Raw genomic sequence first — 20,502 nt, 5'->3', positions numbered from 1 at the left:
GTAAAACTCATATTAAATTCTTTGGTCAATTTTCAATTATAATTTGTTCTCTTAAGACTTGATCTCCAGAATAAATATGAAGGAAATAAGTTCCGGGTTGTAAGCCTTTAGTATCTAAATAAACCTTATTTTCTATAGATTTTCCAGTACCCACTAATTTCTCAGTTCGATCAAAAATGTCAACCTTAAATATAACAATAGATGGTTTACTATTCTGAGCCTGAGATTCACCATCAAATGATTTTCCTAATTGGTTGTTTTCAGTATCATATTCAACAAACAAATCACCAGATGAGGGATTGGGATAAATTTTAAAATCACCTGAAGACATCATATAGCTACAAGGTTGGACAGTTATTCCAGTCAAAGAAGTAGCACCACAGCCGTTGTTGACCGATACGCGAACAGGTCCGTAAGAATTATTGTATGAAGGAAGATAAAATGTTATTGTATTATTGGATGTGTTTTGCACATTCCATCCTGATGGATAAGTCCAGCTGTAGGTGTATCCATTTTGATGTCCTGTAGGAACATTGGCAGTATAAGTGTATGAATTGCCATTGCAAACCATTCCGGCACCTGATACCGATACTTGATACTGACTAAATGGACCGATTTGGACAGAAAAGTCTCTTTTAGTACTATACCAAAAACCCCCCGATCCTGGTTTTGATATTGAACCTTGGACGGAAATGGTATAACTTCCTGCAGGGGTACCCGCAGGTGCGACTATACTCACCGTTTCATTTGTAAATGCTGAATTTCCACCTCCATTGATAGACCAACCTGCAGGAGCAGTCCATTGATAGGGATAATGGTAAAAACAATTTCCAGTCACAGGAAAAATACTGGCTAAGGTTGGACTTGTGGTGTAAGAATAGGCTTGTCCTGGGGTACACATGGCTGGACCTGAAATTGGGCTTGGAATCGGTACTCGTGAATTTGTCGAAATAATTTTTTCTCCATCACCATGCCAGGAGCAATTACGTGCATTGACTTTAATTTCGTAAATTCCGACATCGGGAAAAGTAAAAGTGAAACTTGCACCCGTACCATTGCCTACGATTTCAATACCTTTATAAACAGTCCAAAAAATATTACAGGAATAAATTTGGTATCCAAATTCTCCGCTATATGTTTTTGCGGTATAGGTATAGGTTCCTTTCGGACAAACAAAACTAGATGCTCCCTCAATAACGACATCTACTGCTGCATAGGCTTTAGGGGAAAAAACGAACGCGGCAAAAATTAGAAAAACAAAAATAATCTTTGGTCGGAAGAACCGATTGACAGTCAAAACAATGTTGAGAATCGAAGAAAAAGAAGGAATTGGTTTCATATTTAACATTGACTATTTTTTTCATCTAAAAATTAATTTGAAATAAATCTAAAAACTAATTAAAAGATTAGCAACTGCTTTTTTAAGAAAAATTATATTTTTTCTTTTCTAATCACAAAATAAACTGCGCACTAAACTTTACATGATATGGCTTTGCTCCCGGATTATCCAAATAGGTCATTCGGTGGAAAAAGTCCACCCGGAAAAATTTAAAAATATTCTCTACCCCATAGCCCAATTCCAAATAGGGCTTGGTCGGATCTAATCTTCCAAAGCTCTGAAGCCTATTTCCCTCAGGATCAACCCTAGGTGAATTCAAGGTATTTTTATCGCTTACACTGCCAAAAAGCACATTCGCATTGGCCACAGCACGCCATTTTAATTTTTTGAGCAATGGAATTTTATTCAGTAAAAAGCCTTCGAAATAATGTCTATACCGCAAACTAGCATACTGATCTGAGGCAAACTCATTGAAATTCATCGTATTGAAAGCGGCAGAGGTGTAGAAGAAGGTCTCATTCCCCAGATGATTTTTCAACACTGGATATGGAACTTCACCAAACACTTTGCCTGCATCAAACTCGTATCGGGAAACGCCAAACATGCCCATGTTCAGTCGCTGATACACATAGAAATTCAACTTGGAATAAGATACATCCCCTCCAAGCCAGTTCATTCCTTTGGCATAGCTCAAGTCAAATATTGGCCATTTCAAAGGGCCCAAGGATGATCGCTCATTGTCATTGATCAAGATTGTTTCATCACGTCCATAACGTAGGCCAAACTTCGCTTCGGTAGTTTCAAAATTGGATCTGTACTCTCCTGTCCCCTTTTCGAAGTAATAGAAATTGTAAAGCGGTTCGAATTTCATGAATGTCAGATCTGAATACATAAGAAATCCTTTGAAAAACTCACGCTGAAAATTCACCTGATGCTTTCTGCTGAAATACGGTCTTCTCAGCGTCCCAAATCTACTGGCTGCAAGAAAAATACTATTTCCCTGCAAACTGGAAATCTCTAAACCGACTTGATCAATTTCCTTTTGTGTAGATAATGAGACAGAAGTCCAATGCATTCTATCCAAGATTCGCGTGACCTTTGCAGAATACTTCAGCTGAGTGTCTTTAAAGCCATAACCTCCATAGCCATAGAGGACCCATTTATTACTGAATTTCAGATTGGTTCGGAATCCCATTCCCAGCCTCACTCCTTCTATATTGTTATAATTGAAAAAGCCCGGCCAAGGACCAATATCCACTTTACCCAGCGGCAAATAGCCTGTTCCAAAAAACTTAAGACTCTCAGAATAAAAGCGAATGATTGGGATTCTCTTTAAAGTATCCACCATTTGCAGCACTGCTATCTCTTCTTGAGTGAGAATATCCTGGCGATTATCTTTCCAGAATTCCTCACTCGCCTCATCAAAGTCAGGCATTAGTACGACTGATTGATTGAAAAAAGATGTGGGTTGCGGCTCGCCTACCATTATACTATCTGCTGAAGTATAGAATTTTGCCAGTAAGCCCGCCGTTTTTGGAGTGATTTGACCAATTTTTATCTGAACTCGAGTCTTGGAAGGAATCAATGGGCCTGCAGAGGTAGAAGTCATCTCCTGCTGGATTTTGATTCGCTCTATGAAATTCAGGTTTGCCTCTTTCGGTATCGTCAAATCCACCTGCTTCAAGCCATACGTCTCTTTATTTATCCAAACAGTCCCGGAGAATGCCAAGTCTTGCTCTCTTAAAGGATAGACTTTCAATAAGTAGCAGGAATCATTTCCAACCAACACTGAATCAACTAGATCATAATCGTAAAACTGCTTCCATCCGTCCGCTATAGGCGATACAAATTCCTTCCCTACGATATTTAGCCAGTTTTTATAGAAATTGTATTCTTGAAAAGCTGACCCGGTAATCTGTGAAGTGGTCGATCCATCGGTGATGCCTACTCCGGTAACTTTGGATTTCTCGACTACTTCTTTTCTGAGCTCTGGATTATTTCTAAAGTAGAATTTGGAAAGTGTCTCTGAAAAGAAAACAGGCAATATTTTCTCACCTTCGTCATTAGTCAGCTGCTTTATAGAATCAAGAACAGCGGTAACTTTTTGCACGGTTTTCCTATTGGAAAAATCCTCTGAGACATGGTCAATATCGATTTCTATCTTTGTATAGTTATTTGTTTGATAAGCAGATAATCCTCTTTTATCAAAGTCCTTTTTTCGATCTACAGCCTTCCTTATTATTTCAAATGCAGGGTTTTCTCCAGCTTCAAAAACAAAAGCTTCCATTTCAAAATCTGAAGGCTTGAGCTGGAAATTGATGGTTTGCTCACCTATTTTTTGCAAAGCTTTTACGCCAGTGATATACCCCAAATAACTTACCGTTATACTATCTGTTAATGCCCTCGCATCTAGGTTATAATTCCCTTCAAAATCAGTAGAAATCCCCACTGTAGTGCCTTTCAAAAGAACTGAAGCAAACGGAATCGGATCCCCTGTAGCAGAATCTGTCACTTTCCCTTTCACTACAAATTGGGCAAAAGACTGGGTGCTGAGAAGAAGGAGGAAAAGGAAAAAGTAATTACGGGTCATGAAATATTTAAAGCACTGAACATTAATTCCTGCAAAATAAATTCATTAACCATTCAAATTGCTACTTGGGCAGGTAAAAATTACTAAGGTTAGTATATCAGGAGAGGTATAGAAAAGGAAATTAGAAAAATCCGCTAGTATATTTGAGATTGAAAATCGAGAATCATGATATACGATATTATAATAATTGGTGGTGGGATTGTAGGCTTGGCAACTGCACTTAAAATCAAAAAAGCACGTCCAGATCTGAATATCGCCATTTTGGAGAAAGAAGATCAGCTAGCAAAGCACCAGACTGGCAATAATAGTGGGGTCATTCACTCTGGGCTATATTACAAGCCTGGCTCTCTGAAGGCTACCAATTGCATCGGCGGATATCATGAACTCATTCAGTTCTGCGAAGAAGAAAAAATCCCCTTTGAGATCACAGGAAAAGTAGTAGTTGCCACAAGAGAAGCCCAAAAGCCATTGCTGAACAACTTGTATGAAAGAGGAATTCAGAATGGATTGGCGGGAACTAAGTATATCACCTTAGAGGAGTTGAAAGAGTATGAACCTCATTGTGCTGGAGTAGCAGCTCTTCATGTTCCCCAGACTGGAATAGTGGATTATTTTCAAGTCGCGCTAGCTTATGGAAGGAAGATAATCCAGAATGGCGGTGAGATTTTTTTGAATCATAAAGTACTAGGAATAAAGCAACAGGAAGGTATCAATTACATTGAAACTTCTAAGAAAACCTTTCAAAGTAAATTGGTAATTAACTGTGCCGGACTTTATTCGGATAAGGTTGCACAGATGAGCGAAAAAGATCCGATAGATGTGAAAATCATTCCGTTCAGAGGTGAATACTTCAAACTTAGAAAGGACAGAGAGTTTTTGGTCAAAAATCTAATTTACCCAGTTCCTGATCCTAACTTCCCTTTCCTTGGCGTTCATTTCACTAGAATGATAAAAGGTGGCGTAGAAGCTGGGCCAAATGCAGTTTTAGCTTTTCGCAGGGAAGGATACAAAAAATCACAAATCAACCTCAAAGAGCTTGCTGAATCGTTGGCTTGGCCTGGATTCCAAAAAGTGGCAGCCAAATACTGGCAAACAGGCTTTGGCGAGATGTATAGATCTTTTTCGAAAGCGGCATTTACCAAAGCACTTCAGGAATTGATACCTGAAATCCAAGAATCTGACCTTACCGAAGGCGGAGCTGGAGTAAGGGCTCAAGCCTGTGATCGCACAGGTGGACTTTTAGATGATTTTGCAATCAGAGAATCTGCGCATGCCATCAACGTCCTCAATGCTCCTTCCCCAGCCGCTACCAGCTCTCTTGCTATTGGCGGAACTGTGGCCGACTTGGCCTTGAAAAGATTTATGTAACGGTTGAGATTCCAGATAAGCGATCCGGATGAAACCTCGAAAGTTTATAAAATGAGTGCTGAGCCACATCTTCAAGGAGCACAATACAAAAATTTAGTTTAAACCCTTCGACTTCGCTCGGGGTGACAGTGCTCTTCGAAGGTTTGATTATACTTGAGTGTTCACAGAATCAGGCAGGTAACGGTTAGCTAATTTGATCATTTCATCACCTTTGACTAGGTCACTTGCACTGAGTTCAGAAGTATGTTTATGACCAGAAGCACCAAGTAGTTCCTGGACTGCGTGAACCGTGTTTTTGTGGAAATTATAAACCCGCTCTGATTTGTCTGTAATCACCAATCCCCTAACCAAGCTTGCTTTTTGCGTAGCTACTCCAGTCGGGCACTCATTTGTGTTGCAGCGAAGTGCCTGAATACAACCTATGCTGAACATAAAGCCTCTTCCCGAATTACATAAGTCTGCTCCCAGGGCTATGTTTTTCAGAATCGCAAAAGCACTGATGGCTTTACCTGAAGCAATGATTTTAATTTGACTGCGTATCTGAAACTTTTCCAATGTTATCCTTACGAAAATCAGAGCAGGCTCAAGAGGTAATCCTACACTATCTGAGAATTCTAAAGGCGCAGCACCCGTCCCGCCTTCCGCTCCATCCACAGTAATGAAATCCGGATAGACATTCTTAGCCACGATCTCTTTACAGATCGCCGTAAATTCCTCTGTTCTACCTATGCAGAGCTTGAAACCTACAGGTTTACCGCCGGACAATTCTCTTAGTCTGGTGATAAACTCCAGCAACTCGGTAGCATTGGTAAATGCACTGTGAGCAGGTGGTGAAAGGATGGTAGTTCCTTGCAAAACACCGCGTATTGCAGCTATTTCTGCTGTATTCTTCACTCCGGGAAGTACTCCCCCATGACCGGGTTTCGCACCTTGTGAAATCTTAATTTCTATCATTTTGACTTCCGGCCAATTTGCTTTTTCGGCAAATTTCTCCTCACTGAAATTACCGTGGTCATCACGGCAACCAAAATAGCCTGTACCGATTTGCCATACCAAATCCCCTCCTTCTCTATGATGTTCAGATATCCCACCTTCTCCCGTATTGTGACAAAAACCGCCTTTTTTAGCGCCAAGATTCAATGCTTTAATAGCATTAGAGCTGAGTGAACCAAAGCTCATTGCAGAAATATTAAAGATAGATGCTGAATAAGGTTGCTTGCAGGAGTCATTTCCGATAGTCACCCGTGGATCTTCATCTTGCGTGTGAATCGCGTAGATAGAATGTCTAAGACCAATGTAATCTTCTCCACTAATATCTTTCTGAGTACCAAACGGATGAGTGTCATTCACATTCTTTGCACGTGTATAAACTAACGAACGTAGGTTTCGACTAAATGGTCTTCCATCTGTGTTTGTTTCAATAAAATACTGTTGTATTTCCGGACTTATTTTCTCAAGTAAATAGCGAAAATGTCCAAGTACAGGAAAATTTCTCAGGATGGCATGAGTCTTCTGATTGATATCATAAATACCTATAGCAAAGAGAATTACAAGAATTCCTAATATGAAATATCCCAATTTGAACTGTACAAATTGGAAATACCACATTAGAAAAAATGTAAGTAGTGACAGCAGCACCAAGCTTCCGAAAAACACTTTTCTCATATCAAATTCTTTTGGTGATTTGGTTCACAATATAGCAAATGCTAAAGTCTAAGCTTAATCCAATAGGAATTCTTGAACTCTAAGTTCTGCCCAAGTGAACTCTTGGCCTCGAACCACAAAACCTGTATGCCCTCCTCTCTTTGGCATTTCGAGTGTGAGCTCATTCATTTTTTCTGCGAGCTTGACTGGGTAGCATTCAGCCCCTAGCAGCGGGTCATTTAGCGCATTTATAATTAAGGTGGGAATGGCAATCGAAGGCATCCAATTATCAGCACTTACAGCTTTGTAGAAGTCATCTGCATCTCTGAATCCGTGCAATTTGGCTGTAAAATGTGTATCAAAAGAATCAAAATCATTGACTTTCTCCAGCAGATCCAGATCTATCAATTCGGGATATTGAGCTGCTTTTGCACGAATTTTAATTTTAAGTTTTCCTAAAAATCTGTTTCTATAGAAAGAATTGCTTCGACGTTTCAGTGTAGTAGCACTTGAAAGTAAATTGCACGGGGTAGAATACACTGCGGCTCGTTTAATTTCTATTGGCAAATCTCTACCTTTTTCCCCAAGGTATTTGAGTGTTTGAGCGCCTCCCATACTTATTCCTGTCAGGTAGATCTCTTCGTATGAATGAGTTCTAAGCACATGAGAAATCGTAGTTTCCAAATCATAACTAGCTCCATGATGATACAAGATTGGCCTCAAATTGATCTCCCCGCCGCATGAACGGTTGTTCCAAACCAATACATCTATTTTATTGGAATTGAACAATTTAACCATTCCTTTTACATAATGACGCTCAGAGTCGCCCTCTAATCCATGGGAAATAATCAACAGTTTGGAGCTACCAACCTTCGACCAATCCAAATTCAAAAAATCACCGTCTGGTGTGTCAATTTTTACTCTGGTATAGGCTACATCAAAAACTTTTCTAAATAAGCTGGGAATAATCGTTTCCAGATGTCCATTGAATAAGTATGCCGGAGGCCCTGAGTAGCTTGATTTGATTATACTCATGAGACCTCAAAAATAAAAAGCTTTACATGAAATTCATGTTCTCTTAAAATTCGAAAAGTATTTACCCATTACTTTTGCAACGTAAAATTCTTCATAGGGTACTTGATTTAAAAAGTGGAGCGGCGGGTGCTAGCTCCTTTTTTTTATAGGGTTAATTCATAAACCCGATTAATTGCCAGGTCTAACTTTTCTTGCAAATTTTGGTAATGCGAATCAAAGGCTAATCCCTCGTATCCTTCATTTTCAATGATCTCTTTACCAATTTGTAGCTCTTCAATGATGTGAGAAAATTCAAACATACTAAGCGTAGGCTTCATCTTGTGGCGAATTTGCTGAATTATAAAATCATCTTTTACGAATGAACCTTCAGCATATTTTTCTTTAAGTTCCATAAGTCCTTTATAAAGCGCTAAAGTCAATTCCTTCTGAAATTCTACATCACCCTCTGACATGTCGCAGATAAGCTGATCAAGTTCTGGATAAATTAGTTCCATATTCGTTAGTTGAATGTTGCTATACCAGCAAGAAATCCTGTGGACCAGGCAGCTTGGAAATTAAAGCCACCAGTAATTCCATCAATATTCAAAACTTCCCCGGCAAAGTAAAGGTTTGGGTAATAATTACTTTCCATGGTATCAGGATTCACCTCATTCAAGGCTATTCCTCCGGCTGTTACAAATTCTTCTTTGAATGTGGTTTTGCCTTCGACTCTCAAAGTATAGCAAAAAAGATTCTGTACCAACTTATTGATTTGCTTTTTCGAAAGTGTAGCAAATAGTTGCGAATTTTCTATTCCTGAACGCTCGCAAAAATGCTCCCAAAGTCTTGAAGGAATATCAAAAAGTGAATTGCTTACTACTTTGCGATTAGGGTGAGCGAGTGCGTAGCTTTTGATATGAGCGTTGTATTCCTCCTCACCAAATGCTCCATTCCAATTGATTAATGCATTGGCTACGTAATTTCTGTCTTTTAGCCATTGCGCTCCGAAAGCTGACAACTTCAAAACTGCCGGTCCACTTACTCCCCAATGTGTCACTAATACCGGCCCTCGATAAGTCATTTTGGTGCCTTCGATTTTGACTATTCCATCTGCCACTGATAGACCCATAAGTTCACGTAGAGATTCCTTAGGAGTATTGAAAGTGAAAAGTGAAGGAATAGGTTCTACAATACTGTGCTTGAGATCTTTGAGAAAAGAGTAACTATCTAATTTCGGATGACCGCCAGTTGCGATGATTAATTTATCTACTACGATAATACCTGCATCTGTTTCAAGTTTATATTGCTTTTCCACAGGAGTTATTGACTTAACTCCACATGATTTCCGAATGGAAATATTGAGCTTGTGAGCCTCTTTGAGCAATACATCAATGATGGATTGGGATGAATCCGAAACAGGAAACATCCTTCCGTCTGCTTCCACCTTCAGTTCTACTCCTCTACTTTCAAACCAATTGATGGTATCCTCCGACTTGAATTTTGGAAAAATACGTTTTAGAAATTTCTCTCCACGAGGATAGTTTTTGACCAATTTCGAGATTTCCATCGGTCGATGCGTGACATTACATCTCCCACCACCCGATACTTTCACCTTGGATAATAGCTTGGGTGATTTTTCGAAAATGGTAACTTCTCTACCCTGCCCGCTTGCGTGGATCGCTGCAAAAAATCCAGCTGCTCCACCTCCAATTACACCTATTTTCAAAACTTATAATCTATTGAAATACAACTTACTAATACAATCATCTTTTCCTTCTGAATGAACCTAAAATCCCTCTTGTCAATTCTCTGAAAATCGTTTTTCCCAATTGTCTCACCATCGTATTTTTACTCAGTTCCTCTATGAGTGAAGCTTCTTGAGCTGTTCTTTGTGTTGTCCTAGCTGGAGCTTTTGGACCTGGTAATTCGGCTTTTTTTTGAACCTCCTCCAGATCAGCCATTTTTTTTTCTAAAAGCTCAAAAGCACTTTCTCGGTCTATGTCTTGATTGTATTTGTAAACTAAAGCAGAATTTTCGATTACAGCATCTATTTCCGAGGGATTCAAAATATCCATTCGGGTAATCGGGGCTCTGACTAATGTATGCGCTAGAGGCGTAGGAATTCCTTTTTCATCCAAAGCAGTGATCAGCGCCTCTCCTATTCCCATGGACGTCAGTACTTCTGAAGTATCATAATAAGGCGAATCAGGATAGTTTTCAGCAGTTTTGGTAATTGCCCTTCTATCCTTTGCGGTAAAAGCTCTCAAGGCATGCTGGACTTTCAGTCCTAATTGACCTAAAATACTATCTGGAACATCCGTGGGAGATTGGGTACAAAAATACACTCCAACTCCCTTAGATCGGATCAACTTCACAATAGCTTCTATTTTCTCCAGAAGGTCCTTTGAAGCATTGGAAAATACTAAATGGGCTTCATCTATAAACAGGCAAAGCTTAGGCTGATCAGCGTCTCCTTGTTCGGGGAAGGTTTCATAGATCTCCGAAAGCAGGCTCAGCATAAAGGTCGAAAACAGCTTGGGACGGCTTTGAATATCAGTCAGTCGGATTACGGATATCACACCTTTACCATCTTTGGTTCTCAAAAAGTCCTCGACATCAAATGATTTTTCACCGAAAAAACGCTCAGCTCCTTGCTGCTCAAGCTCGATAATTTTGCGCATGATAGTATTCACAGAAGCGGATGAAACCTGTCCATATTCCTTTTGGATAGCTTCTTTGCCTTCATTAGTGATGAACTGAAGCACTCGCTTTAAGTCTTTCAAATCCACTAAAGGCAGGTGATGCACGTCGCAATAGCGAAAAATCAGAGAGATCACTCCTTGTTGCGTATCATTGAGCTCAAGTATCTGAGCAATCAAAACTGGCCCAAATTCAGAAACAGAAGCCTTCAGTCTAACTCCCTTTTCGTCAGAAATAGACATCAGCTCTATCGGTAATCCCATCGGCACATAATCCACTCCTATGACCTGAGATCTGTTTTTGATAAAATCATTGGCAGTACCTGGCTGAGAAAGACCTGATAGATCACCTTTCAAATCCATCAAGACCGATGGAACGCCTTTCAGTGCCAATTGCTCGGCGATCACCTGCAAGGTTTTTGTTTTTCCTGTTCCCGTTGCACCTGCTATAAGTCCATGTCTATTCATGGTCTTTAGTGCGATTTTGATTTGTGCACCAGTCACTGGCACTCCATCCAAAATTCCTGTACCAAGCATAATTGAGTCTTTCTTATATTTTTGACCTTCGGCCAAATGGGTGATGAATTCGTTTGTTTTACTCATGATGAAAATGATTGTTAATCCAAACTACAAAAAACATTCATGAATGAGGACTGCACAACCACGGTTAAAATAAAAATATGGAATTAGGTGAAATTTGTGCGGTGAAAAGTTGTAAGTATTTAGATGTAAATTATGATTAGTCAATGAGTGAATTTTGATATCTATCTCCTTGTCGAGGCCGTCTGTAGCCAGATAGGCTTGCCGAACCTATGTGAACTTCGTGGTTAATTTCCATTCAGAAAGAATTTCTAGTAAGTCACCATCGGCTCTAGAGTCTTTGCTTCCTCTATGAAGTCAGCCACTTTAAAGGCAGCAGGAACTACTCTTGTTAACCCCTTTTCTTGCTGGGTTCTCACCAAAGCAGCATGTAGATTTTCAGCATTTCTGGTTCTCAGTTCCCTCATTGTATCCACTCCGGCAGATTTAAGAAGTTCAGTAAATTGGCTTGCTATTCCATTAATCCTAAAAAGATCGGCCATGTTCACCCACACCAAGATTTTACTTTCATCTATGCCCGATGCATCTGCAATAGCTTTTCTTCCAGCTTTACCACCTCCTTTTTCCAGTAGGACTTCTATAGAAGTTACTCCAGCAGCCGCAAGTCGGTCTTTCATAGCAGGACCTATGCTCTCGATCATTGTGATTGGTTTTCCCATTTTTTGATTTATTAGGTTAAAATAATCTGAGTAAAATTCAGTATTCAGCTCAACGAATAAATATGACTCTGGATTAGAGTTTGATCCAATAATAAAGGCAATTTTAACTTATAAATCTATTTCTAAATTATGGGCAAATATGCCCATTTGGAAATATTAACTTTAGGAAAAAGAAACTTCTACCTTTACTGCTTCCCTAGAAAAATTATATTCCTGTGAGCTTTAGATTTCTCCTCCCCATTCTCCTATTCAGTTTTATTATTTCGTGTTCATTTAGCCTGATTTCGCTTGGACAAATAGGACCCAATCTTGGTCAGACAGATCACTGGATGAAAGGCGCTAAGGCAGCTATCGAGAGAAATGACTTCGAGGCCGCAAATTCTATTTTTCGAAATCTGATCGATTCAGGTCAGCCACTTCCAGAGGAAATGCCTTATTTATTTGCTGAAACTCTATTTGAAATCAAGCAATATGACAACTCAGCTAATTTTCTCAATAAATACCTAGAGTTAACAGGCTTCACTGGCTCACATTATAAAGGAGCTCAGGAACTCCAGAAAAGACTGAAAAGTCCACTGACTGATATCCAGCAATGCCAGCTTTGCGACCGTAGAGGCTATCGCTACAAGACATGTTTTACCTGTGAAGGAAAGCGACAGATCGAGCAGGATTGTAACTATTGCAAAGCAAAAGGTGTGGTAGGATGCAGTCGATGTAGTGGGTCAGGAATGATCACAAAGATGAATATCTTCAAAATTGTAGAGTACTTCGAGTGTGAAAAATGCGCTGGCAAAGGACGACTTACTTGTCCAGTTTGCGAAGGAAGTTTAAAGGAAGTTAGTTCTTGCCAAACCTGTAATGGAAGTGGGAAATTGAGTTCGGAAGATGTCTGTGATCACGTAGAAGAATCTCATGAACATTAACAAATAAAGGGTTAGCGATAAGAAACAAGTGGTGAAAAGTAGTTAGTCAGAAGTAGCTCAATCACAAGTAACATATCTCAGAAAACAATAAATTCCTGAATGTCTTCTTCGGTAACTCTTTAAGAATCGAAGTTTTCATCAAAAGTCAAATCGTAAGTCACGGTCTTCGTTTATCCCTCTATGAGCCTTGCGGTAAAACCAGCATAAAAAAACCGGCCTAAGCCGGTTTTAAGATCATTTACAATATTTGTCGTAGGCATCTTCTGACCCGGGATATTCGAGAGCGGTTGCGAGTTGAAAATCCTCACAGGCACCTTTCACATTTTTTGTGGAAATTTTCAACAATCCTCTGTTAAAGTACGCTTGCCCAAATTCCTTATCGACTGCGATTGCATTCCCGTAAGCTTTCAAAGCTTCGTCAGGTTTGCCAAGTTGATGTAAGGCTCTTCCTTTCATGAAAGACGCCATAGCGGGAGCACCTGATATCTCAGCTGCTTGATCAGCATAAAGCAATGCATTTGTATAATTCTTCTGAATGTAATGCACATTAGCTAAACTAAGTAACACCTGAAAATTTTTCGGCTCTACTTCCAACGCTTTTTCAAAATCAGCCTTTGCTTCTTCATAATTTCCCTGCTCCTCATTCGCTCTGCCCCTGTTATAGAGCATTCGAACATCATTTGGGTTAAATTTCAAATCTTCAGAATACTCGTCTGCTGCCTCAGCATACTCTCCTTTATTGAAATACTTGTCTCCAGAACTCGTCTTCTTTTCTGTACAAGACAAAAGAGACACTGAAATTAATAGAGCTATAATCGCTTGTATACACGTTTTCATTGTAGTTTTTTTAGACTGCTACACTATTATCCCTTAGGGCATCATTGAGGGATGTTTTGAGATCAGTAGAGGCTTTTCTTTGACCGATAATCAAAGCACATGGAACTTGGAACGTGCCTGCATTGAACTTTTTGGAGATAGATCCAGGAATCACTACAGAACGATCAGGCACATAGCCTTTGTATTCTACAGGCTCAGACCCCGTCACATCAATGATCTTAGAACTGGCAGTCAACGTGACTCCAGCGCCAATTACTGCTTCTTTACCGATTCGAACGCCTTCAACTATGATGGCTCGAGAACCGATAAATGCACCATCTTCGATGATTACTGGCGCTGCTTGAATAGGTTCTAACACTCCTCCGATACCTACTCCACCACTCAAATGAACATTTTTGCCGATCTGCGCACAGGAACCGACTGTAGCCCAGGTGTCAACCATCGTGCCACCGTCCACATAGGCGCCAATATTAACATAACTTGGCATCATCACGACTCCGCTAGCTAAATAAGCACCATAACGGGCTACAGCGTGGGGCACTACACGAATCCCCTTTTCAGCGTAGTTTGTTTTAAGAGCCATTTTATCATGGAATTCGAAAGGTCCTACCTCGATAGTTTCCATCTTCTGAATCGGGAAATATAGAATTACAGCCTTTTTTATCCAGTCATTTACCTTCCATTTGCCATCTTCACTAGGCTCAGCTACACGAATCACTCCTGCATCTAGGTCGGCTATAACAGCTCTAATGGCTTGTTGAGTTGTTTCTTCTTTTAATAATTCCCGGTTGTCCCAGGCCTTTTCAATGATTGTTTTCAGTTCCATTATTTTGGTTAGTTTCGTTTAATGAGTGAACAGTCAGCTTCCCGAATTCCAGTCTTAATCGCGTCAAGCCTTAAGCCAGCCAAAGATACAAGAGCTTGGGGAAAGCTTGGCCTTTCACTGCGAGAAACAGAGCAGTTTACCTTAAGTTTTATGGGGTTTTTGCAATACCCCGTGGGAAATTGCAAAGATGAAAAGTATTATTCTTCAGTTTCAAACACCAACTCAGTCTGGGCAAGAATCTCCTCACAGTTCAGGTTTCTAAGAATCTTATTGATGGATCGTCCGAAAATCCTCATTTGTTGCACCTACGAATACCTTCCAATTGCCGCGTTTTTTAAAGGAATTTTAGGTTATAAATTGGTCTATGATGTGCAAGAAAATTATGTCAAAAACCTTGATCTAAACCCAATTTTAAACCCGGAGAAAAATTCTAAAATTAGCCGAATTATTAGAAAAATGGAAAGCGTAAATGGAATCGATTTGTTCCTGCTTGCAGAGAAATGCTACGCGGAAGAGATGCCTGAAAAAATTCCATTTTTGGTATTGGAAAATAAATTTGCCGGAGAAATAAAGGCTGGAAATCCAATTAGATTTGGGAAAAAACAAGGCTACATTTTTTTGATTTCTGGTACGCTGACTCCAGCTTTTGGCACACTCGAAGCAGTCAGTTGGTTCAAGGAAATCCTTAAAGAATTCCCTGAATCCATGCTTAAGATCATTGGACATTGCACCTTGCCGAGCTTCAGAATTGAGCTTGGAAAAGCCTGTGAAAATATCCCGCAAATTCAGCTAAAGTCATCCAATTTCCCTATTCCTCATGAGGAGATTCTAATGGAATATACAAGAGTAGATTTTGCGATTTTACCTTATCAAAATAGGGAATCCATACAGGATAAAATACCTACCAAACTTTTCGAATCCGCAGCTCTTGGAGTGCCTGTTTTGATTGGAGGAAATCCTAAATGGTTGAAGTTTTTGGCTCCATTTTCCGGAGGATTTCCTATAGATTTTTTCGACTTGGGCCATGCTTCTCAGCAATTCAATGCTGCGCTCGAAAAGGAATATTTCACTCAAATTCCTGATGACTCTGTCCTGTGGAAATCTCAGCACGCAGAATTCATCTCAGCGATCAACTCCCTTTAATTTCTGAACAGGCTGTGGATTACTATCCACACTTATCCACCCATGCCCTATTATCTACACTCGTTTTCATAAAATGGAAACTGGAAAATTCCATCTGAAATCGTGTAGAATTAAAAAAAGATATAATTTTAACTTGCACAAATTCAGCTGTTTGAAACGTTTTTAACTAGTGTCTAATTTTATTTTTAGTCAAGACTAAAACCGTAAACACATTTGAAAATGAGTTATCCACAGGTGATTTAGTCTCTATCAAATATATTTTTAGCTATATCTAAATTATTCTTTATATTTGCCTCAGTACTAATTGCACTACCATGGTTTTAACCACAGCAGAGGAGAATTACTTAAAAGCGATCTATCATCTATCGGACGGAGGAACAAAGAGCGTGTCCACTAACGATGTGGCGGCACAGATAAAAACTAAAGCCGCATCTGTCTCCGACATGCTACGAAAACTTGGAGAAAAAGAGGTGATAGAATATCGAAAGTATTACGGGGTTAACATCACGGAAGAGGGTAAAAAAAGAGCACTTCAGACCATCAGAAAACACAGGCTGTGGGAAGTGTTTTTAGTAGATAAATTACAGTTTGCCTGGGATGAAGTTCACGAGGTAGCAGAGGAACTCGAGCACATCCAATCGCCCCTGCTTATTCAGCGTTTGGATGAGTTTTTGAACTACCCGAAATTCGATCCTCATGGAGATCCAATACCTGATGAATTTGGTGATGTGAGAGCTCGGCCAAGAGTGGCGCTGATCGAAATGGATATAGATCAATCGGGTCAGATCGTAGCAGTAAAAGACAGTTCCGCAGCCTTCCTCAAGTACCTCGACAAAGTGGGTGCATACATCGGCGCAAGAATTAAAGTTCTGGACAAGGTAGAGTTTGATGGATCGATGGAAATTCTCGTCGATCAGAAGAAAACACTCTTTATGTCGAAGGATGTTGCTGCAAATATTTTGGCGATTCAATCATGAAAAAACTCCTGGTTATATTGCCAATTCTCCTCCTTTCATTTGCCTGCAAATTTGATAATCCAAAAGAAAGAATAAAGCCAAAAATCGTGGCGACCACGAGCATCCTGGCAGATGGAATTAGGAATCTCGTTGGTGAAAATGCGGAGGTGGTTTCCCTAATGCCTGCAGGAGTTGATCCACATTTGTACAAGGCTTCTGTTCGAGATTTGGACTTACTTCAAAATGCCGACTTAGTCATTTATCATGGTCTATTCTTAGAAGGAAAAATGACGGAGATTTTCGAGAAACTGGCCTTCAGCCAAAACCTGATCAATGTCTCTGAAAACATACCGAATGAGTTACTCTTAAGATCAGGACCAGAAGCTCACTCCGTAGATCCCCACATCTGGTTTGATGTTTCGCTATGGTCTTTGGCTTTGTCACATGCCTCGGAAGAAATCATAAAATGGAAACCAGAATGGAAGTCAACAGTAAATAAAAACACGGATTCTTATCTGTCCGAATTAGCAAATCTGCACCAGGAAAATCTCACCAAAGTAGCCGAGCTTCGTAAAGCAAATCAAGCGTTGATTACTGCCCATGATGCGTTCTCCTATTTTGGGAAAGCATATAACCTGGAAGTTTTGGGACTTCAGGGTTTGTCTACATTGAGCGAACCAGGACTTAGAGATTTGACCGGCTTGGTGAGCTTTATCATAGAGAGAAACATCCATGCCGTTTTCGCGGAGCAGACTATTTCCCCAAAAGCAATAGAAGCCGTGGTCGCCGGATGTGAAAATCAAAACCATGAAATAAAACTGGCGGGCCCGCTCTACACCGATAGTTTAGGTGCTTCAGACTCCCCCGCTGGCACTTATATAGGAATGGTAACCACCAATGTTCAAGTAATTTTTGAAAGCCTAACACAATGATCATAAACGTAGAATCCCCTATTTTAGAAATACACGACCTGACGGTCAGTTACGATCAAAGTCCTGTATTATGGAATGTTGACTTAAGTCTACCTGGCGGAAAACTTATAGGAATTCTAGGTCCAAATGGTGCTGGAAAGTCAACACTAATTAAAGCCATCATGGGTTTGATACCAATAACCGGAGGCTATGTTAAGCTTTTTGACCGAGAGTTAAATGACGTAAGAAGTCGCATCAGCTACGTTCCCCAGCGAGAATCTGTGGATTGGAATTTCCCTGCCTCTGTGCTGGATGTCGTGATGATGGGAACCTATGGAAAACTTGGTCTTTTTCGAAGACCCGGAAAAAAGGAAAAGAAAATTGCGATGGATTGCCTGGAGAAAGTAGGTATGCAATCTTTCGTGGATCGTCAGATCTCTGAACTTTCCGGTGGCCAGCAGCAGCGCGTTTTTATTGCAAGATCACTAGCTCAGGAGGCAGATTTGTACTTGATGGATGAGCCTTTTGCCGGAGTCGATATGGCAACGGAAACGGCAATTTTCCAGCTTCTCCAAGAAATGACCGCCGCTGGCAAAACGGTAATAGTGGTGCATCACGACATACATTCTGCGATGAATTACTTTGACTGGATCATCATGCTGAATCTTCACTTAGTAGCATCCGGCCCAAAAACGGATGTAGTAACAGAAGAATTACTTCGTAAAACTTACGGTGGCAAACTCAACCTCCTCACCAAAGTCAGCGACATCATTAGACAAAAGGATTTTAACCCATTGAAAAGCTGATGAGCGATTTTGTCTATTTCTTTACATTTCAGGATTCTTCGATTGCCTTTGTAGTAATCGGGATTACCCTGTTGGGCATTGGCTCTGCTTATGTGGGAACTTACAGTTTTCTAGACAAAAAAGCCTTGCTCGGCGATGCCATTTCGCATGCGGTACTTCCGGGTATTTGTTTGGGATTTATGCTAGCTGGCGAAAAGAATCCCATTTACATTGTCACCGGTGCATTTTTGTCTGGAGCGCTTGCTACATTTCTTACTTCCTGGCTGAAAAGCAACACGAGATTAAGCGACGACGCGATTATTGCTTCCATCCTGTCCATCTTTTTTGGATTCGGAGTGGTTCTTCTCACAGTCATACAGAAATCAGGAAACCCAGAAATGGCTGGCCTCAATCAGTTTATTTTCGGAAATGCAATTGCCATTCTTGAAGAGGACCTCTATATCTATGGCGGTCTCGCGGTGCTGATCATTATCACACTGACGGTCTTCAAAAAGGAATTTTCGATGTTAGTCTTCAATGCTGACTTCGGAAAGTCAATTGGCTATCCCATGGGAGCGATTCGATTGATATTTAATGTGCTGATGATTTTGGCAGTGGTGATCGGAATCCAAGCAATCGGAGTAGTGCTGATGGCTGCACTGCTGATAGCACCCGGAGCTGCAGCGAGATTCTGGACCGACAAGCTCAGCAAACTTTTGCTTATCGCCGGAGCATTTTCAGCCGTTTCAGGAATCATGGGTACCTATGTTTCATTTGTGATCCCCCAAATGCCTACAGGCCCATGGGTGGTAGTCTTTCTTTCTCTGTTTGCGTTTGCATCTTTTCTTTTTGCTCCAAAAAAAGGAGTGCTTTCACGCTACGTAGCCAGAAGATATTATTTGAAAAAAACGCATCAAGACCATTTATTGAAAGCTATTTTTCATGGAATAGAAAAAGGTAAGAGCTCCTTCCCGATAGAAGAAATCTATCAGTCCTTTCCTTACAGAAAGGGTGAAACAAAGCAGTCTATCGATAATTTAGTTAAATCAGAGTTATTGATTAATAATCAGGGTTTTATAGACTTCACTCCGAAGGGAAAATCAGAAGCAAAAAGAATCGTAAGACTTCATAGACTTTGGGAACTATACCTCAATGAGTACATGAATATCGCCCCTGATCACGTGCATGATTCTGCCGAAAAACTAGAGCATATCCTTACACCTGAACTCGAAGCTTTGCTTGAGAACAGGCTTAATTATCCTAAACTCGATCCTCACCAGGAAACTATCCCCCGCGACAACGATGAGCTTTGACCAAAACGCATTTCTGATCATTTTCACCGCCTCCATTATCTCCATTTCCTGTGGACTTCTTGGTGTTTTTATGATGCTGCGCAAAATGTCTATGACTGGAGACGCCATTTCCCATGCAGTGCTTCCTGGGATTGTAATAGGCTTTTTTGTGTCAGGAAGTCAGCGTGGATTAGAGGTTATTATTGGAGCGGGATTACTCGGGATACTAGCCACGCTGATAATCAACTGGCTGAAAAACAAAGCTAAAGTTCAGCTTGATGCATCCATTGGTATCACGTTTACCCTACTATTTGCTATCGGAATTATCCTCATAAATATGCTTGCTTATAAAGTGGATTTGGATCAGGAATGTGTGTTATATGGTGAGATTGCCTACCTGCCTATTGACCTTTGGATCACTAATTCAGGCTTTAGCATGGGGCCAAGAATCACCTATTTGGCAGTATTGAATTTGGTTCTAGTCAGTGCGTTTATATACTTATTATACAAAGAGTTAACGCTAACAAGTTTTGATGAAAACTTTGGTCTGGTGATAGGTATTCCTGCTGGTGCAATTAATCTTGCTTTGATGAGTATGGTATCTTACACGACAGTGAGCAGTTTCGAAGCAGTAGGCGCTATTTTGGTCGTTGCCTTATTGGTTGTACCTCCTGCTACAGCTTTCCTATGGACTAAAAAATTAACATCTCTTATCAAACTTACCTGCGCTTTGGGTATTTTTATTGCTATAGCAGGATATTATATGGCATATTTGGTGGATAGCTCAATTGCTGGGATGATGGTTGCAGTTGGCGGCGTCATATTCTTGGGGAGCGCTTTATTCAAAAGCATCAAGCCGAATTTCATATTCGGAACTTCCACACCGAGCAAGCCGTTGGAGATTTGAAACTTAAAA

At 40.3% G+C, this 20,502-nt stretch carries 18 protein-coding genes; 8 read left to right on the top strand and 10 right to left on the bottom strand.

Going from position 1 to position 20,502, the window contains the following annotated elements:
• Nucleotides 1–25: 25 nt before the first annotated feature.
• Nucleotides 26–1,339, bottom strand: a complete 1,314-nt coding sequence (locus BVH04_RS14250; RefSeq protein ID WP_086542141.1) for a T9SS type A sorting domain-containing protein — start codon at nucleotides 1,337–1,339, stop codon at nucleotides 26–28.
• 112 nt (nucleotides 1,340–1,451) lie between these two features.
• Nucleotides 1,452–3,929 (bottom strand): DUF5686 and carboxypeptidase-like regulatory domain-containing protein, encoded by a 2,478-nt coding sequence (locus BVH04_RS14245; RefSeq protein WP_086542140.1) that lies wholly within the window; start codon nucleotides 3,927–3,929, stop codon nucleotides 1,452–1,454.
• A 165-nt stretch (nucleotides 3,930–4,094) separates the two neighbouring features.
• Here BVH04_RS14245 and lhgO point away from each other — a divergent pair, with 165 nt between their 5' ends.
• On the top strand, nucleotides 4,095–5,297 hold the full coding sequence (gene lhgO / locus BVH04_RS14240) for an L-2-hydroxyglutarate oxidase (protein ID WP_086542139.1): 1,203 nt from the start codon (nucleotides 4,095–4,097) through the stop codon (nucleotides 5,295–5,297).
• Between the two features lie 147 nt (nucleotides 5,298–5,444).
• Here lhgO and BVH04_RS14235 read toward each other — a convergent pair whose 3' ends face one another.
• The 6 genes from BVH04_RS14235 to BVH04_RS14210 all read right to left on the bottom strand — a co-directional run bounded on the left by BVH04_RS14235 (nucleotide 5,445) and on the right by BVH04_RS14210 (nucleotide 11,913).
• Nucleotides 5,445–6,962, bottom strand: coding sequence for an FMN-binding glutamate synthase family protein (locus tag BVH04_RS14235; RefSeq protein WP_086542138.1), 1,518 nt, complete (start codon nucleotides 6,960–6,962; stop codon nucleotides 5,445–5,447).
• Nucleotides 6,963–7,016: 54 nt separating this feature from the next.
• On the bottom strand, nucleotides 7,017–7,976 hold the full coding sequence (locus BVH04_RS14230) for a YheT family hydrolase (RefSeq protein WP_086542137.1): 960 nt from the start codon (nucleotides 7,974–7,976) through the stop codon (nucleotides 7,017–7,019).
• A 143-nt stretch (nucleotides 7,977–8,119) separates the two neighbouring features.
• Complete coding sequence (locus BVH04_RS14225; RefSeq protein ID WP_086542136.1) at nucleotides 8,120–8,470, bottom strand: hypothetical protein; 351 nt, start codon at nucleotides 8,468–8,470, stop codon at nucleotides 8,120–8,122.
• A 5-nt stretch (nucleotides 8,471–8,475) separates the two neighbouring features.
• Entirely contained in the window at nucleotides 8,476–9,681 is a 1,206-nt protein-coding gene (locus BVH04_RS14220) for a BaiN/RdsA family NAD(P)/FAD-dependent oxidoreductase (RefSeq protein ID WP_086542135.1), read from the bottom strand.
• 37 nt (nucleotides 9,682–9,718) lie between these two features.
• On the bottom strand, nucleotides 9,719–11,257 hold the full coding sequence (locus BVH04_RS14215) for a helicase HerA-like domain-containing protein (protein WP_086542134.1): 1,539 nt from the start codon (nucleotides 11,255–11,257) through the stop codon (nucleotides 9,719–9,721).
• A 248-nt stretch (nucleotides 11,258–11,505) separates the two neighbouring features.
• Nucleotides 11,506–11,913, bottom strand: a complete 408-nt coding sequence (locus BVH04_RS14210; protein ID WP_086542133.1) for a DUF4332 domain-containing protein — start codon at nucleotides 11,911–11,913, stop codon at nucleotides 11,506–11,508.
• A gap of 329 nt (nucleotides 11,914–12,242) precedes the next feature.
• Between BVH04_RS14210 and BVH04_RS14205 the strand changes: the two genes are divergently transcribed.
• On the top strand, nucleotides 12,243–12,836 hold the full coding sequence (locus BVH04_RS14205) for a molecular chaperone DnaJ (protein ID WP_240510937.1): 594 nt from the start codon (nucleotides 12,243–12,245) through the stop codon (nucleotides 12,834–12,836).
• 234 nt (nucleotides 12,837–13,070) lie between these two features.
• Here the strand turns inward: BVH04_RS14205 and BVH04_RS14200 are convergent, their stop codons facing one another.
• Together BVH04_RS14200 and BVH04_RS14195 are read right to left on the bottom strand one after the other, a co-directional pair.
• Nucleotides 13,071–13,673, bottom strand: coding sequence for a tetratricopeptide repeat protein (locus BVH04_RS14200; protein ID WP_086542132.1), 603 nt, complete (start codon nucleotides 13,671–13,673; stop codon nucleotides 13,071–13,073).
• Between the two features lie 10 nt (nucleotides 13,674–13,683).
• A complete protein-coding gene (locus tag BVH04_RS14195; RefSeq protein ID WP_086542131.1) occupies nucleotides 13,684–14,499 on the bottom strand; it encodes a 2,3,4,5-tetrahydropyridine-2,6-dicarboxylate N-succinyltransferase in 816 nt (271 codons plus the stop codon).
• Between the two features lie 21 nt (nucleotides 14,500–14,520).
• Here BVH04_RS14195 and BVH04_RS14190 point away from each other — a divergent pair, with 21 nt between their 5' ends.
• The 6 genes from BVH04_RS14190 to BVH04_RS14165 all read left to right on the top strand — a co-directional run bounded on the left by BVH04_RS14190 (nucleotide 14,521) and on the right by BVH04_RS14165 (nucleotide 20,493).
• A complete protein-coding gene (locus BVH04_RS14190; protein WP_086542130.1) occupies nucleotides 14,521–15,642 on the top strand; it encodes a glycosyltransferase family protein in 1,122 nt (373 codons plus the stop codon).
• 314 nt (nucleotides 15,643–15,956) lie between these two features.
• Nucleotides 15,957–16,619: a metal-dependent transcriptional regulator gene (locus tag BVH04_RS14185; RefSeq protein WP_086542129.1), complete on the top strand. Its 663-nt coding sequence runs from the start codon at nucleotides 15,957–15,959 to the stop codon at nucleotides 16,617–16,619.
• Nucleotides 16,616–17,530 (top strand): metal ABC transporter solute-binding protein, Zn/Mn family, encoded by a 915-nt coding sequence (locus tag BVH04_RS14180; RefSeq protein WP_086542128.1) that lies wholly within the window; start codon nucleotides 16,616–16,618, stop codon nucleotides 17,528–17,530. Before BVH04_RS14185 ends, BVH04_RS14180 begins: the two co-directional genes overlap by 4 nt.
• Entirely contained in the window at nucleotides 17,527–18,315 is a 789-nt protein-coding gene (locus BVH04_RS14175; protein WP_086542127.1) for a metal ABC transporter ATP-binding protein, read from the top strand. Before BVH04_RS14180 ends, BVH04_RS14175 begins: the two co-directional genes overlap by 4 nt.
• Nucleotides 18,315–19,607 (top strand): metal ABC transporter permease, encoded by a 1,293-nt coding sequence (locus tag BVH04_RS14170; RefSeq protein ID WP_086542126.1) that lies wholly within the window; start codon nucleotides 18,315–18,317, stop codon nucleotides 19,605–19,607. The genes BVH04_RS14175 and BVH04_RS14170 overlap by 1 nt, the downstream gene beginning before the upstream one ends.
• Nucleotides 19,597–20,493, top strand: coding sequence for a metal ABC transporter permease (locus tag BVH04_RS14165; RefSeq protein ID WP_086542125.1), 897 nt, complete (start codon nucleotides 19,597–19,599; stop codon nucleotides 20,491–20,493). The genes BVH04_RS14170 and BVH04_RS14165 overlap by 11 nt, the downstream gene beginning before the upstream one ends.
• The last annotated feature ends 9 nt before the right edge of the window (nucleotides 20,494–20,502 follow it).

Source organism: Algoriphagus antarcticus (genome assembly GCF_002150685.1).
Lineage (GTDB): Bacteria > Bacteroidota > Bacteroidia > Cytophagales > Cyclobacteriaceae > Algoriphagus > Algoriphagus antarcticus.
The sequence above is the reverse complement of the archived record's forward strand: the minus strand, read 5'-3'. Positions and strand labels throughout refer to the sequence as shown.